Raw genomic sequence first — 13,392 nt, 5'->3', positions numbered from 1 at the left:
CGGCACAACCTCAGGTAATCGCCACACTATAATTCTCGATGACCGTATTCGCCAGCAGCTTGTCGCACATGGCTTTCAGGTCGGCCTCGGCCTTGGCCTTGTCGGTCTCCGAAAGCTCGACATCGAACACCTTGCCCTGGCGCACCGCGCCGACGCCGCCAAAACCCAGGCCGGACAGAGCATGTTCGATCGCCTTGCCTTGCGGGTCGAGCACGCCGTTCTTGAGGGTGACGGTAACGCGGGCCTTGATCACGCTGGACATGCTCCTGTTCTATGTGTTGAGCGGAAAAAAATCAGTGCGGCTTACCTTTGACGCCATCGGTCGAGGCGACGAGCACCGGTCCGGCGGGACGCGGCGGCTCGTTCTCGTTCATGATGCCGAGGCGGCGGGCAACTTCCTGATAGGCTTCGACCAACCCGCCCATGTCGCGGCGGAAACGGTCCTTGTCGAGCTTGTCCTGCGTCGCCACGTCCCACAGGCGGCAGGAATCCGGCGAGATCTCGTCGGCAACGACGATGCGCATCATGTCGCCCTCGAACAGGCGGCCGCATTCGATCTTGAAGTCGACGAGCTGGATGCCGACGCCCATGAACAGGCCGGAGAGGAAGTCGTTGACGCGGATGGCCAGCGCCATGACGTCGTCGATCTCCTGCGGGCTCGCCCAGCCGAACGCGGTGATGTGCTCTTCCGACACCATCGGGTCGTCGAGCGCGTCGGCCTTGTAATAGAATTCGATGATCGAGCGCGGCAGCACGGTGCCTTCCTCGATACCGAGGCGCTTGGCCAGCGAGCCGGCGGCGACATTGCGCACCACCACTTCGAGCGGGATGATCTCGACTTCCTTGATCAGCTGCTCGCGCATATTGAGCCGGCGGATGAAGTGGGTCGGAATGCCCATCCGGTTGAGATGGTTGAAGATGTGCTCGGAAATGCGGTTGTTGAGCACGCCCTTGCCGTCGATGACTTCGTGTTTTTTCTTGTTGAACGCGGTGGCGTCATCCTTGAAAAACTGGATCAGCGTTCCCGGCTCAGGTCCCTCATAGAGGATCTTGGCCTTGCCTTCATAAATGCGGCGGCGATTTTTCATCTGATTTTTTCTCTGGATTTCCGGGCAGGCGGCAAGCGACCAATTCCTGTCCGTCTGCCTAAATTAGTGCGGCGACGGTGGGGTTCAATGCCGGTGTCTATCCCAATCGCACTGTTTGCTCAATCGGCAAATCCTTTCAATCAACCGCTTTCGGGAATGAAATGCCGCAGCGCAGCAAGTGATGTAGCATATTGACCGACCCGCGACCTTTTGGTTTGTGCTTCGGCAACACATATTCACTGTCAAACGAATCGTATTCCACCGGAGGGATGCCATGAGCAGCATGAAAGACCGCGAAGAGGGCTTCGAGCGCAAATTCGCCTTCGACGAGGAACTTCGGTTCAAGGCCGCGGCGCGCCGCAACAAGACGCTAGGCCTGTGGGCCGCCGAAAAGCTCGGCAAGTCCGGCGCCGATGCCGAGGCCTATGCCAAGCAGGTGGTTGTCTCCGACATCGAGGAAGCCGGCGATCACGACGTTTTCCGCAAGATCCGCAAGGATTTCGATGAGGCCGGCGTCGACCAATCGGACCATCAGATCCGTCGCACCATGGATGAAATGATGGCGCAAGCGATCGAGCAGATCAAGAACACCTGATCCAGCCTGGACCAATCGACCGCCCGGTTAAGCCGCGCGGTTTTTCTTTGCCTTTGCCGCCGTTTCCGGCTGAAACTGCGCCTTGTCAGCAAGGAAAGAGTCGATGTCCCTGAAGTCACGCCTGGCGGCCGATGAAACGCTGTTCACCGCATGGTCCGGCGTGCCGGACGCACTCACGGTGGAAATCATCGCCAAACAGGGTTTCGACGCCGTCACGCTCGACATGCAGCATGGCGGGCACCACGAAGACAGCGTGCTGCGCGGCCTCGTGCCGGTGCTGGCCGCCAACAAGCCGGCGCTTGTGCGCATTCCGGTCGGCCGCTTCGACATGGCCAGCCGCGCGCTTGATTTCGGCGCCGAGGCGGTGATTGCGCCTATGGTCAATTCGGTGGCGGATGCCAAGCTGTTTGCCGCCGCCATGAAATATCCGCCGCTTGGCGAGCGTTCCTGGGGCCCGACTTACGCTTTCCCGCGCCACGGCAAGGGCGATCAGGCCGAATGGCTGCGCGACACCAACCAGCGTACCATGGCTTTCGCCATGGTCGAAACACGCGCCGCGCTGGATGCGCTCGATGGCATCCTCGACACGCCTGGCATTGACGGCATCTTCCTCGGCCCGTCGGATTTCTCGATCGCCTGGTCGAACGGCGCCACCGTCAATTCGACGCTGGAAAGCATGATGGAGACCGTGGCTTTGATCGCCGAGCGGACGCGCAAGGCCGGCAAGCATGCCGCGATCTACGTCATCGAGCCCGCCATTGCCGGTCGCGTCGTCTCGATGGGCTACCGGCTGCTGGCCATGGGCTCGGACCACACCCTGATTTCGCTTGGTGCCAAAACCCTGCTGAAGAGCATGCGGGATTCGATCGGCTCCTAGGCCTCAGCCTGGACCATTTTGACGGATCTATGAGTTCACGCCTTTGAGATCCGTCAGGAACTTGGCGAAGGACATCGATCCCTCGGGCCACGGGCCGAAGCCGGAATCCGCGTTGAGATGACCGGCCTCGCCGGCGTCGATGAACAACGAGCCCCAGGCGCCGGCAATGTCTTCAGCTACATCGAACGCGCAGAACGGGTCGTTGCGGCTGGCGATCACCACCGAGGGAAAGGCCAGCGGCTCGCGCGGGTAGGGGCCGAAGGTCATCAAATGCTTCGGCTTTATCTTGGGATTGGCGACGTCGGGCGGCGCCACGAAGAAGGCGCCGGCGACCGGCCGCTCGAACTGCGGCATGGCCTGGACTGCAGCCGCGACACCAAGCGAATGCGCGACGAGGACGACCGGCCGCTCGGCCTCGTTGACGGCCCTCGCCACGCTCGCCGTCCAGTCGTCGCGCACCGGCTTCGACCATTCCGCCTGCTCGACGCGGCGCGCCGTCGACAGCTTCGACTGCCAGCGGGTCTGCCAGTGGTCGGGGCCGGAATTGGTGTAGCCCGGCACGATCAGAATATCTGCTTCCCTGACTTTCATGGCGCTGAAATAGCGAGCGTCGCTGCGTCGTGCAACCGGGATGAAGAGCCTAATTGATCACAATAGTGAACACCATGTTCGCTTCTTGCCATCTTGTGTGAACGATGGTGATCAACGATCTGTCGTCAGGAAGAAACACGTCGTACAGTGATCGCTGGCGCCGGGCTCCCGGCAATGGGAGCCTCATCGGACAGCGGCCGAACGGAGAATTTGATGAGCGAACTGCCTTTTGCCGCCACAACCCCGGTCAGCGTTGCCCGTGTCGGGTTGAAGGCGCGCGACGCCGAAAATCTCGCCGCCTATTATCGCAGGGTTGTCGGGCTGCAGGAATTGAGCCGCGCCGACGGCGCGATCACGTTGGGCGCCGCTAGTCGCCCGCTGCTCGTCATCGAGCCGGATCCGGCCGCGAAGCCCGACGATCCGCGCAGCGCCGGCCTTTTCCACACCGCTTTCCTGCTGCCGAGCAGGGCCGATCTCGGCCGCTGGATCAACCATGCCATCGCCAGCAAGATCGCCATCGAGGGCGCCTCCGACCATCTGGTCAGCGAAGCGCTCTACCTGACCGACCCCGAGGGCAACGGCATCGAGATCTATGCCGACCGCCGTCCGCAGGACTGGAAGTGGAACGGCGACAAGATCGCGATGGCGACCGAGCGGCTGAACATCCCGTCCGTCGTCGCCGATGTGCCGGCCGGTGATGCCGGCTGGCAGGGCGCGCCGGAAAACAGCATCGTCGGCCACGTCCACCTGCGCGTTGGCAGGCCGGAAGACGCCGAAGCCTGGTGGAACCAAGAGTTCGGCTTCGACACGGTGGCGAAATATGGCGGCCAGGCTGTGTTCCTGTCTTCCGGCGGCTATCACCACCACGTCGGTGCCAATGCCTGGCAGAGTTCCGGTGCTGGTCGTCGCGATCCTGCCCGTTCGGGTCTGGCCTGGGTCGAAATGCGCTCGGACAAGGTGACGAGCGAAACGACCCGCGAAGATCCGTGGGGGACGGTCATTCGCACCGTGCCCGGCGCAGCCGGCTGAAGCTTGATTGCCAGACGCCGTTCGGGTTTTACGGGGACCCGGCGGCGTAACCGGTCATCAACCCGTGTTCCCAACGGGCGAACCCGGCAGCCTTCGCGCGCCCTGCAGCCTCGGCCCAGTCGTAGCCGATCGCATGCAGGCTGAACGACCATTCTCCGTCCTTGCGCGTAGCGATCGCGTAGCGTGCATGTGGGCTGCCTGTCACGGTGAAGCTGGGGAAAGCCTGGACACCAACGCTGCCCGCGTTGAGTGCCACCCGCCCGTCGGAAAGATGCACGACGCGGGGCGTATGTGTGTGACCACACAAGATCAGCCTCGCCTCGGTTCTGCCGAGCTTGCGCCTGATCTGGCTTTCGTTGGACAGAAAGAAGTGGTCACCGCCATCTTCTTCGAGCAGGAACACTTCGTCGTCGCTGGGGCTGCCATGACACAACAGGATTTCGGCTGCGAGGGACAGGGTGAGCGGCAGTGCCGAAAGCCAAGCCAAGGACGCCTGAGAGAGGCATTGCTGGGCAAACGCGTCAACCTCTTCCAACCTGGAAGCCGGGGGCTCGACCAGCACGCGGTCATGGTTGCCGCGCACGGTCGGCCAGTTTTCGGCAATCAGATATTGTGCGGTTTCCTCCGGCCATAACGGACCCGAGACACAGTCACCCAGATTGACGATGATGTCCGGAGAACTTTCCTTGATGCGCGCATGAACCGCCTCCAGCGCGCGGAGATTTCCGTGGATGTCAGAGACGACAGCCAGTCTCATCTTATTCAAACACCCGCTTGAAGATCGTGTCGACATGTTTGGTGTGATAGCCAAGGTCGAACTTTTCGCGGATCTCGGCCTCGGGCAGAGCTGCGGTCACTTCCTTATCGGCCAGAAGTTCCTCAAGGAAATCAGCGCCTTGTTCCCACACCCTCATGGCGTTGCGCTGCACCAGCCGATAGGAATCTTCGCGCGACAGGCCGGCCTGCGTCAGCGCCAGCATCACCCGCTGTGAATGCACGAGGCCGCGGAACTTGTTCATGTTCTTGAGCATGTTGTCGGGGTAGACGAGCAGCTTGTCGACGACACTGGTCAGCCGCGACAGCGCGAAATCGAGCGTCACCGTCGCGTCAGGCCCGATCATGCGCTCGACCGACGAATGCGAAATGTCGCGTTCGTGCCAGAGCGCCACATTCTCCATCGCCGGCAGTGCGAAGGAACGCACCATCCGGGCAAGGCCGGTGAGGTTTTCGGTCAGCACCGGATTGCGCTTGTGCGGCATTGCCGACGAGCCCTTTTGGCCCGGCGAAAAATACTCTTCCGCCTCAAGCACTTCGGTGCGCTGCAGATGGCGGATTTCGATCGACAGTCGCTCGATGGACGAGGCGATGACGCCGAGCGTGGCGAAGAACATGGCGTGCCGGTCGCGCGGGATCACCTGAGTCGACACCGGCTCCGGCTTCAGCCCGAGTTTTTTCGCCACATGTTCTTCGACATAGGGGTCGATGTTGGCGAAGGTGCCGACCGCGCCTGAGATGGCGCAGGTCGCAATGTCCTCGCGCGCATGCACCAGCCGCTCGCGGCAACGCGAGAATTCGGCATAGGCCTGCGCCAGCTTGATGCCGAATGTGGTCGGCTCGGCATGGATGCCGTGGCTGCGGCCGATGGTGACGGTGTCCTTGTGCTCGAAAGCGCGGCGCTTGAGCGCGGCGAGCAGGCCGTCAATGTCGGCGAGAAGGATGTCGCTGGCGCGGGTGAGCTGCACGGCAAAGCAGGTGTCGAGAACATCCGAGGAGGTCATACCCTGGTGGATGAAGCGAGCGTCCGGTCCGACGAATTCGCCAAGATGAGTGAGGAAGGCGATGACGTCGTGCTTAGTGACGCGCTCGATCTCGTCGATCGCCTCGACGTCGAATTTCGCCGCGCTGCCCTTTTCCCAGATGGTTTTCGCCGCTTCCTTGGGGATCACGCCGAGTTCGGCCAGTGCGTCGCACGCATAGGCTTCGATCTCGAACCAGATGCGGAACCGGGTTTCCGGCGACCAGATAGCGACCATTTCCGGCCGGGAATAGCGAGGGATCATCAGTCAGTCCTGACCTTTGGGAGTGTTTGCCCGCGTCCTAACAGAGGCAGACAAAATGCTCAACGCTGCTGCCGCGCAAACCAGACGCTGGCGACAGCCAATGCGATGAAACCGAGCGGAAAATAAAGCCGGATGCCCAGGACGACGAATTGGTAGAGCGCCGTCAAGCTGGTGTACACGAACTCGAAGACCCAGGTGATGGTGAAGGCGGGTGCGTGCCATTCGGCATAGTAGGAGCGGTATTGCAGCGCAAACAGCCCGCCGGTGAAGGCGATGGTCGCGACAAGAAGGCAGATAAAGGCGGCTGCAAGAGCGACTTCCCAGTGTCGCCCGAGCGAGACGAGCCGAGCCGCAAACAGGCCGACCGGAAAGGCGAGCGCACCGCCGGCGGCAAACAGCAACGAAACGAAGCGGACTTTCGCAGGGGTCTCCCAATCACCCAGCAACAGATTGACCAGCGCGCTGGCGCCCATCGCCACACCCCACAGCAAGGCGCCGAAAAGGGCGGTGCCCGGCGATGGCAGAGCGCGGCGGACATAATCCCGGGCGCGGTTGCGCGTGGTGGGTTGAGGAGGCGGCGTCACAGGCGGCCGGTCACCGCGATCCAGCGAAAGTCCGGCCCTTCGAAGCCGTATTGGCGCACCGCGACCAGCACCGCATGAGCGCTGACGCTGTCCATCGAGAACGTCTGCACCGCGCCTAGCCGGTAGCCATTCGGACAGCCACGGCTTTGCGGGATCGATTTGTCCTCATGCAGCAGATGGGTCTGGCCGCCATCCCTGGCCTCGATGCGCAGCAGCCGAAAGCCGTTGATCTCGCCCTGGCTCTGGCAGCGCTCGGTGTCGTTCCTGGCGATCTCGTCGAGCCGGAACTCGAGCGGGGGGTCGACCGGCGAAAAGATCGGGCGCGGATTGACCACCATGCGGAAAGGATCGGCCGAAAGTTCGGTCACCGGGTTGAAGCCGGCGGTGATGCCACGGTTCGCAGCGAGTTCGGCCTGGCTGACGATCGCTTCACCTTTTTGGCGTGCCTGGAGGCGTGCCGCGTCGAGCGTGGCGTTCTCGTCGTCGAGCCGGACCCTGATCGGCGTGCCCTGCAGAAAACTGTCGTTGCTGGTGTCGATGTAATAGCAGTTGGCATAGGGGAAGCCTGAGCCGTCCTGGACGCCATATTCCTCGAAGGCGAACACGCCACCATCCCTGGTAAAGCCAAGGATTTCAAGCTCAGCGACATCGCCCGCATGGGCGGCAAGCGAGGTAGCAAGCTGGGCAAGCAGGGAGATGGCAATCAGGACAAGTATTCGCATCGGGTTTCGCTCCGGCAGCCCATGTTGACCAATCACCTATCACGACGCGGTCAAAACGTCGTGCTGTCTAAAACACAAGTCCGATGCATCCAATCCCGCCGTCATTGGTTGTTGTCGGCAGCCTCAACGGAGACCCACCATGACCGACACCAGCAAAATACGCGAGCATATGGAAGTCATCGGCGCCGACGGCGTCCATGTCGGCACTGTCGACAAGATCGAGGGAGAAAGAATCAAGCTGACCAAACAGGACAGCGGCGCCGGCTCCCACAAGGGGCACCACCACTATATCCCGTCGAGCCTGATCGCCGAGGTCGAGGGCAACAAAGTGCGCCTGTCGGCAAACTCCGATGTCGCCGTCACTTTCGAAGAAGAACGATCCGACCCGGTTTGATCCTATCGTCGCCTTCAGCGCGACGACCAGACCGGAAACAGATCGCCGTCGGCCGGCGACGCGGCATGGACGCCGCGGCTGATGGCGCGCGCCATGGTGGCGCCGGCTGCGGCATAGAGGTCGATGGCAGCGTCGGCCGCGAGCTCAATGCCGCTCTTGCCTGTAGCCAGCGCAAAGACCAGGTCGCCATCGGCCGGCGTGTGCGTCGGCCATATGGCACGAACGAAACCGTCATGCGCCGATATGGCCAGCCGCTTGGCGCCGGCCTTGGTGAGGACGGCGTCGGTGGCGATGACGGCGATCGTGGTGTTGCCGCCGGCCTCCGTTTTTCCCCCGAAGCGCTTGTCGCGGAATTTCAACAGGATCCTTTTCGCATCGTCCGGCATCGGCGAGGGATATCCTAGCCCGCCGAACTCGTCGCCGATTTCGAACGGTGCCGCCCAGAAATGCCGGCTGCGGCCAACCGTCACCGAGCCGGTCGGATTGACGGCGGCAAGGGCGCCGATGGTGACACCACTGTCCAACACGGTCGAGGCTGAGCCGAGGCCACCCTTCAGGCCGGCACTCAGCGCGCCGGTGCCAGCGCCGACCGTGCCAATCGGAAAGTCGATGCCAGCTGTCTGTGCCGCCTCGTAGCCAAGGTCGCGATAGGGCGGATACCGGCCCCAATCCTTGTCGCCACCATTGCGCAGGTCGAACAGGATTGCCGCAGGCACGATCGGCACGCGAAAACCGCCGACTTCGACGCCGATGCCCAGCCCACGCAAAGCCGCCTGCACACCTGAGGCGGCATCGAGGCCAAAGGCCGAGCCGCCCGAAAGCACCACGGCATGGATGGTCTCGATCGAATTGTGCGGCTCGAGCAGGTCGGTTTCGCGGGTGCCTGGCGCACCGCCCAGAATCTGCACACCGGCGACCGCCGGCTCGTCGCACAGCACGGTGGTCACACCGGACTTCAGCCTGGCATCGGTGGCATTGCCGACACGCAGGCCGGCGACGTCGGTGATGAGATTGCGCGGACCCGTGCGAAACATCAATGGCCCTCGAGAGGCACGAAATGCGCGCCATCGTAGCGGTAGGCGCGAAAGGGGTTTTGGCTGAGGTCGCCTTTTTCATCGAAGCGTATCGGCCCGATCGCGGTGGTGAAACCATGCGCGGTGAGCGCCTCGGTGAACGGCGTGCCGGAAGCTACCGTCAGGGCCGAGGCCGCCTTGGCGATCTCGACCGCCGCGTAAGCCGGCAACGTGTAGCCATCCGGCTCGATCTTCTGTGCGGCAAAGGCCTCCAGCACCTTGGGCTCGGCGACACCGGCCCATTCGGGCGGCGCGATCATCAGCGTGCCCGCGGCATAAGGCACATCGCCGGGCGGCGTGCGCAAATTCTCGCCGCCGGCAAAGACCATGCCGGCATCGAGCTGGCCGGAATCGCGGGTCATGATGGCGATGTCATCGCCGTCGCCGCCGGCGAACACATGCGTCGCGCCGGCCTTCTTCAGCCGCCCGATCAGCCCGATCTGGTTGTCGAGCTGCGGCCGGAAAGTATCGACAAACACCGGCTTCAGCGCCGCCTGCTCGGCAGCGGCCCGCAACGTCTCGGCGATTTCGCGGCCATAGATCGTGCCATCGTCGACGATGGCGAACAGCTCGTTCTTCCATAGCTCTGTGAGGATGGCGGCGACGGCGTTGCGCTCATCGTCGCCGCGCGGTCCGAGACGATAGATTGGCCAGCCGGTCTTGGCGCGCCTATCGGTCAGGCTTTCCGTGCGCACGCCCACGGTGATGACCGCTATGTTGGCGTCCTTCAGGATCGGCAGCGCCGCCTCGATCGCGTCGGTGCAGAGAAAACCGACGACGACGCTGACCTTGGCCGCGGCGAATTCCCTGGCGGCGGCAGCACCACCATCGGCAGTGCAGGCGTCGTCGATAGTTCTGAGCTCGACACCGTTCACTTCCGCCGCCAGGCCTGCGCCGGCCTCGATCTGCTTGCCGAGAATCGCCGATGGTCCGGACAAGGGAGCGGCGACGCCGACCAGCAGCGTTTGAGCGCCCGCACTGCCGGCAAGAGACAGCCAGGTCAGCACCACTATTGTCGTTGTCCCGGGTCGCATGCGAGCGAAGAATTCCTCCGTGCCGGTTCGTGGGTTTCCCGGCATCATTCCTGCCAAGACCTAAAGGCTGCCCGGCCTTGGCGCAACACGCTAATTCTGGGATACACTTCAACCACTTCGCTTGTGGCATGCCGTATGCCGCCATATATAACGGTTGGGTTCTGGTTCTGGAAAATCATCAGTGCTGAAGAAGAACGACATTGGGCCGCAGGCCTATCGCGACGCGATGAGCCATTTTGCCGGCCACGTCCATGTGGTCACAACAGACGGGCCTGCCGGCAGGCGCGGCGCAACTGTCATAGCTGCCTGTTCAGTGTCGGACACGCCGCCGACCATCCTGGTCTGCCTCAACCGCGAAAATCCCAAGAACGAACCGTTCGTGAAAAACGGCAAATTCGCCTTGAACGCGCTGGCTTCGGACCAGGAGCCGCTGGCAATCGGTTTTTCCGGCATCACCGGCTTGCCTGTCGAGGAGCGCTTTGCGCTCGGCGAGTGGGATATGATCTCGACCGGCGCGCCGGCGCTGAAAGGCGCGCTCGCCGTCTTCGACTGCGAACTGATCGACACCAAGGATCTGGCCACCCATCGTGTGCTTTTTGGCAAGGTGACAGGCCTGCGCATCGGCGATAATTTGCGGCCGCTGATCTACCATGATCGCGGCTACCACTTTCTGTGAAAAGAGTGGCGGCACTCACGGAGAAAGAATGACCGAGTTGAAACCGCGCCCCGCGCCGCGGACGATCGACGAGACGCTCGATCTCCTGACCGGCGCGGACTATGTTGCGGACCGGTCGCTGGCGACCGTGCTGTTTTTGTCGCTGCGCATGAAACGGCCGCTGTTCCTGGAGGGAGAGGCCGGCGTCGGCAAGACCGAGATCGCCAAGGTGCTCGCCCAGGCACTCGGCCGCCGGCTTATCCGTCTGCAATGCTATGAAGGCCTCGATGTCTCGTCGGCCGTGTATGAGTGGAATTACGCCGCGCAGATGATCGAGATCCGCATGGAGGAGGCGGCCGGCAAGGTCGATCGCTCCGACATGGAGCGTAACGTCTTCTCCGAAAAATACCTGATCCGCCGCCCGGTGCTCGACGCACTGACCGGCAAGGCGGGTGCTGCGCCGGTCTTCCTGATCGACGAGCTTGACCGCACTGACGAGGCGTTCGAGGCGTTCCTGCTCGAAATCCTCTCCGACTTCCAGGTGACGGTGCCCGAACTCGGCACGATCAAGGCCGAGGAGCCGCCGATCGTCATCATCACCACCAACCGAACCCGCGAGATCCACGACGCGCTGAAGCGGCGCTGCCTCTATCATTGGGTCGATTATCCCAATGCCGAGCGCGAACTGGAAATCGTGCGCCGAAAGGTGCCGCAGGCCAACCAGCGGCTTTCGGCGGAAGTGGTTTCGTTCATCCAGAAGCTGCGCCAGATCGAGTTGTTCAAGGTGCCCGGCGTCGCCGAGACCATCGACTGGGCCGGCGCGCTGACCGAACTCGACAAGGTGGCGCTCGATCCCGAAACCGTGTCCGACACGATCGGAGTGTTGTTGAAATACCAGGACGACATTGCCCGCATCGAACAGGGCGAAGGCCGGCGCATCCTCAACGAGGTGAAGGCCGAGCTTTCGGCGGCGGAGTAGGGCGATGGCGCGTCCCGAGCCGAAAGAGGCCACCCCCGACGGGCGCATCGCCGACAACATCGTCTATTTCGCCCGCACCTTGCGCAAGGCCGGCATGCGGGTCGGGCCGGCTTCGGTCAAGGATGCCATCGAGGCGGTGTTGGCCGCCGGCATCGGTTCACGCGACGATTTCTACTGGACGCTGCATGCGGTGCTGGTGTCACGGCACGAGGATCATCCCACCTTCGACGAAGCCTTCCGGCTGTTCTGGAAATCGCACGAACTGATCGAAAAGATGCTGGCGATGTTTTCGCCGGTGGCGCCCGACAACAGAGAGAAGCAGAAGCCGCGCGCGGCCGAAAACCGCGTCAGCCAGGCGATGTTCGAGGGTCACCAGAAGAACCAGCCGGTACAGGAAATTCCCGAGATCGAGGTCGACGCCCGCTTCACCTTCTCCGGCAACGAGGTGCTGCGGGGCAAGGATTTTGCCCAGATGAACGCCGCCGAGATGGCAGACGCCAAGAAGGCGATCGCTCGGTTGCGCCTGCCATTTGACATGGTCAGGACACGGCGCTTCAAAGCCGATGCGCATGGCCGCCGCATCGATCCGCGCGCCATGATGCGCTCGGCCGCGCGCACCGGCGGTGAATTGATCCTGCCGAAATTCCGCTCAGCCCGTGAGGTTCATCCGCCGCTGGTGGTGCTCGCCGACATTTCCGGCTCGATGAGCCAGTACACGCGCATCTTCCTGCATTTCCTGCATGCGCTGACCGAAAAGCGCCGGCGCGTGCATGCCTTCGTCTTCGGCACCAGACTCACCAATCTGACACGGCAGATGCGCCATCGCGACCCAGATGAGGCACTTGCCGACTGCTCGGCAGCGGTGAAGGACTGGTCGGGTGGCACCCGCATCGGCGACACGCTGGCCGAGTTCAATCGGCTGTGGTCGCGGCGTGTGCTGGGGCAGGGCGCAGTGGTGCTGCTGATCACCGACGGGTTGGAGCGCGACGACGTCGCCGGCCTGTCGGAGGAGATGGAGCGCCTGCACAAATCCTGCCGGCGGCTGATCTGGCTGAACCCGTTGCTGCGCTTCGATGGCTTCGAGGCTCGAGCCCGAGGCGTCAAGGCGATGCTGCCGCATGTTGACGAGTTCCGCTCTGTGCACAATCTCGATGCGCTCGCCGATCTCTGCGCCTCGCTGGACAAGAAATCGCTGCGGTCGGTCGATCCGCGCCGGTGGCTGGAAGCTGGCGCGAGGCGCGCCGCATAACCATATGTTTGCCCGGGAAAAACAGACTCTCTGAAAAAAGCAGACGCCAAGAGAAATGGTCATGGAAAATAACATCTATCTCGACGAGGCCCGCGACCCGCTGATCATAGCGGAAGGCTGGATGAAGGAGGGCAAGGATGTCGCCATTGCCACCGTGGTCGAAACCTGGGGCTCGGCACCGCGTCCCGTCGGCAGCCATCTGGTTATCGATGCGGAAGGCAATTTCCACGGCTCCGTTTCGGGCGGCTGCGTCGAGGGCGCTGTCGTCACAGAGGCGATCGATGTAATCGACAGCGGCAAGGCCAAAATGCTGGAGTTCGGCGTCGCCGATGAAACCGCCTGGCAGGTCGGCCTGTCCTGTGGCGGCCGCATCAAGGTCTATGTCGAGCGGCTGGGCTAGAAGCATGACCCCGAAAAGTGGGAACCGGTTTTCGGACAAGATCATGCTCAAACAAGAGATCT

At 62.7% G+C, this 13,392-nt stretch carries 17 protein-coding genes; 8 read left to right on the top strand and 9 right to left on the bottom strand.

Going from position 1 to position 13,392, the window contains the following annotated elements; translation table 11 throughout:
• Positions 1-10: 10 nt before the first annotated feature.
• Both purS and purC read right to left on the bottom strand, forming a co-directional pair.
• Positions 11-253 carry a phosphoribosylformylglycinamidine synthase subunit PurS gene (gene purS / locus LHFGNBLO_RS24810; protein WP_258609879.1) on the bottom strand — a complete coding sequence of 81 codons (243 nt, stop codon included), beginning with the start codon at positions 251-253 and terminating at the stop codon, positions 11-13.
• A 40-nt stretch (positions 254-293) separates the two neighbouring features.
• Positions 294-1,088, bottom strand: a complete 795-nt coding sequence (purC, locus tag LHFGNBLO_RS24805; protein ID WP_258601942.1) for a phosphoribosylaminoimidazolesuccinocarboxamide synthase — start codon at positions 1,086-1,088, stop codon at positions 294-296.
• A gap of 274 nt (positions 1,089-1,362) precedes the next feature.
• Between purC and LHFGNBLO_RS24800 the strand changes: the two genes are divergently transcribed.
• Together LHFGNBLO_RS24800 and LHFGNBLO_RS24795 are read left to right on the top strand one after the other, a co-directional pair.
• Positions 1,363-1,683, top strand: coding sequence for a DUF1476 domain-containing protein (locus tag LHFGNBLO_RS24800; RefSeq protein WP_258601941.1), 321 nt, complete (start codon positions 1,363-1,365; stop codon positions 1,681-1,683).
• Between the two features lie 103 nt (positions 1,684-1,786).
• The gene (locus tag LHFGNBLO_RS24795; RefSeq protein WP_258601940.1) at positions 1,787-2,560 is read left to right on the top strand and encodes an HpcH/HpaI aldolase family protein; all 774 of its coding nucleotides are present in this window, start codon (positions 1,787-1,789) and stop codon (positions 2,558-2,560) included.
• A 27-nt stretch (positions 2,561-2,587) separates the two neighbouring features.
• Here the strand turns inward: LHFGNBLO_RS24795 and LHFGNBLO_RS24790 are convergent, their stop codons facing one another.
• Positions 2,588-3,151 carry an RBBP9/YdeN family alpha/beta hydrolase gene (locus LHFGNBLO_RS24790; protein WP_258601939.1) on the bottom strand — a complete coding sequence of 188 codons (564 nt, stop codon included), beginning with the start codon at positions 3,149-3,151 and terminating at the stop codon, positions 2,588-2,590.
• 213 nt (positions 3,152-3,364) lie between these two features.
• Here LHFGNBLO_RS24790 and LHFGNBLO_RS24785 point away from each other — a divergent pair, with 213 nt between their 5' ends.
• Complete coding sequence (locus tag LHFGNBLO_RS24785) at positions 3,365-4,180, top strand: VOC family protein (protein WP_258601938.1); 816 nt, start codon at positions 3,365-3,367, stop codon at positions 4,178-4,180.
• Between the two features lie 28 nt (positions 4,181-4,208).
• Here LHFGNBLO_RS24785 and LHFGNBLO_RS24780 read toward each other — a convergent pair whose 3' ends face one another.
• Genes LHFGNBLO_RS24780 through LHFGNBLO_RS24765 form a run of 4 tightly spaced genes read right to left on the bottom strand, consistent with a single transcriptional unit; the run spans position 4,209 to position 7,546 of the window.
• Positions 4,209-4,973, bottom strand: coding sequence for a metallophosphoesterase family protein (locus LHFGNBLO_RS24780; protein ID WP_258601937.1), 765 nt, complete (start codon positions 4,971-4,973; stop codon positions 4,209-4,211).
• Positions 4,939-6,240 carry an adenylosuccinate lyase gene (gene purB / locus LHFGNBLO_RS24775; RefSeq protein WP_258601936.1) on the bottom strand — a complete coding sequence of 434 codons (1,302 nt, stop codon included), beginning with the start codon at positions 6,238-6,240 and terminating at the stop codon, positions 4,939-4,941. The genes LHFGNBLO_RS24780 and purB overlap by 35 nt, the downstream gene beginning before the upstream one ends.
• A gap of 59 nt (positions 6,241-6,299) precedes the next feature.
• Positions 6,300-6,824, bottom strand: a complete 525-nt coding sequence (locus LHFGNBLO_RS24770; RefSeq protein ID WP_413774644.1) for a hypothetical protein — start codon at positions 6,822-6,824, stop codon at positions 6,300-6,302.
• Complete coding sequence (locus LHFGNBLO_RS24765; protein WP_258601935.1) at positions 6,821-7,546, bottom strand: DUF2259 domain-containing protein; 726 nt, start codon at positions 7,544-7,546, stop codon at positions 6,821-6,823. The genes LHFGNBLO_RS24770 and LHFGNBLO_RS24765 overlap by 4 nt, the downstream gene beginning before the upstream one ends.
• Before the next feature lie 139 nt (positions 7,547-7,685).
• Here LHFGNBLO_RS24765 and LHFGNBLO_RS24760 point away from each other — a divergent pair, with 139 nt between their 5' ends.
• On the top strand, positions 7,686-7,940 hold the full coding sequence (locus LHFGNBLO_RS24760; protein ID WP_258601934.1) for a DUF2171 domain-containing protein: 255 nt from the start codon (positions 7,686-7,688) through the stop codon (positions 7,938-7,940).
• Between the two features lie 14 nt (positions 7,941-7,954).
• On the opposite strand, the gene LHFGNBLO_RS24755 is transcribed toward LHFGNBLO_RS24760, so the two are convergent.
• Both LHFGNBLO_RS24755 and LHFGNBLO_RS24750 read right to left on the bottom strand, forming a co-directional pair.
• Positions 7,955-8,974 carry a P1 family peptidase gene (locus tag LHFGNBLO_RS24755; RefSeq protein WP_258601933.1) on the bottom strand — a complete coding sequence of 340 codons (1,020 nt, stop codon included), beginning with the start codon at positions 8,972-8,974 and terminating at the stop codon, positions 7,955-7,957.
• Positions 8,974-10,047 carry a branched-chain amino acid ABC transporter substrate-binding protein gene (locus LHFGNBLO_RS24750; protein WP_258601932.1) on the bottom strand — a complete coding sequence of 358 codons (1,074 nt, stop codon included), beginning with the start codon at positions 10,045-10,047 and terminating at the stop codon, positions 8,974-8,976. Before LHFGNBLO_RS24750 ends, LHFGNBLO_RS24755 begins: the two co-directional genes overlap by 1 nt.
• A gap of 181 nt (positions 10,048-10,228) precedes the next feature.
• On the opposite strand from LHFGNBLO_RS24750, the gene LHFGNBLO_RS24745 reads away from it, so the two are divergent.
• The 4 genes from LHFGNBLO_RS24745 to LHFGNBLO_RS24730 all read left to right on the top strand — a co-directional run bounded on the left by LHFGNBLO_RS24745 (position 10,229) and on the right by LHFGNBLO_RS24730 (position 13,330).
• Entirely contained in the window at positions 10,229-10,723 is a 495-nt protein-coding gene (locus tag LHFGNBLO_RS24745; RefSeq protein ID WP_258601931.1) for a flavin reductase, read from the top strand.
• Positions 10,724-10,751: 28 nt separating this feature from the next.
• Complete coding sequence (locus LHFGNBLO_RS24740; RefSeq protein WP_258601930.1) at positions 10,752-11,681, top strand: AAA family ATPase; 930 nt, start codon at positions 10,752-10,754, stop codon at positions 11,679-11,681.
• 4 nt (positions 11,682-11,685) lie between these two features.
• The gene (locus LHFGNBLO_RS24735; RefSeq protein WP_258601929.1) at positions 11,686-12,930 is read left to right on the top strand and encodes a vWA domain-containing protein; all 1,245 of its coding nucleotides are present in this window, start codon (positions 11,686-11,688) and stop codon (positions 12,928-12,930) included.
• A 61-nt stretch (positions 12,931-12,991) separates the two neighbouring features.
• The gene (locus LHFGNBLO_RS24730) at positions 12,992-13,330 is read left to right on the top strand and encodes an XdhC family protein (RefSeq protein ID WP_258601928.1); all 339 of its coding nucleotides are present in this window, start codon (positions 12,992-12,994) and stop codon (positions 13,328-13,330) included.
• Positions 13,331-13,392 lie beyond the last annotated feature (62 nt).

This window comes from Mesorhizobium sp. AR10 (genome assembly GCF_024746795.1).
Taxonomy (GTDB): domain Bacteria; phylum Pseudomonadota; class Alphaproteobacteria; order Rhizobiales; family Rhizobiaceae; genus Mesorhizobium.
The sequence above is the reverse complement of the archived record's forward strand: the minus strand, read 5'-3'. Positions and strand labels throughout refer to the sequence as shown.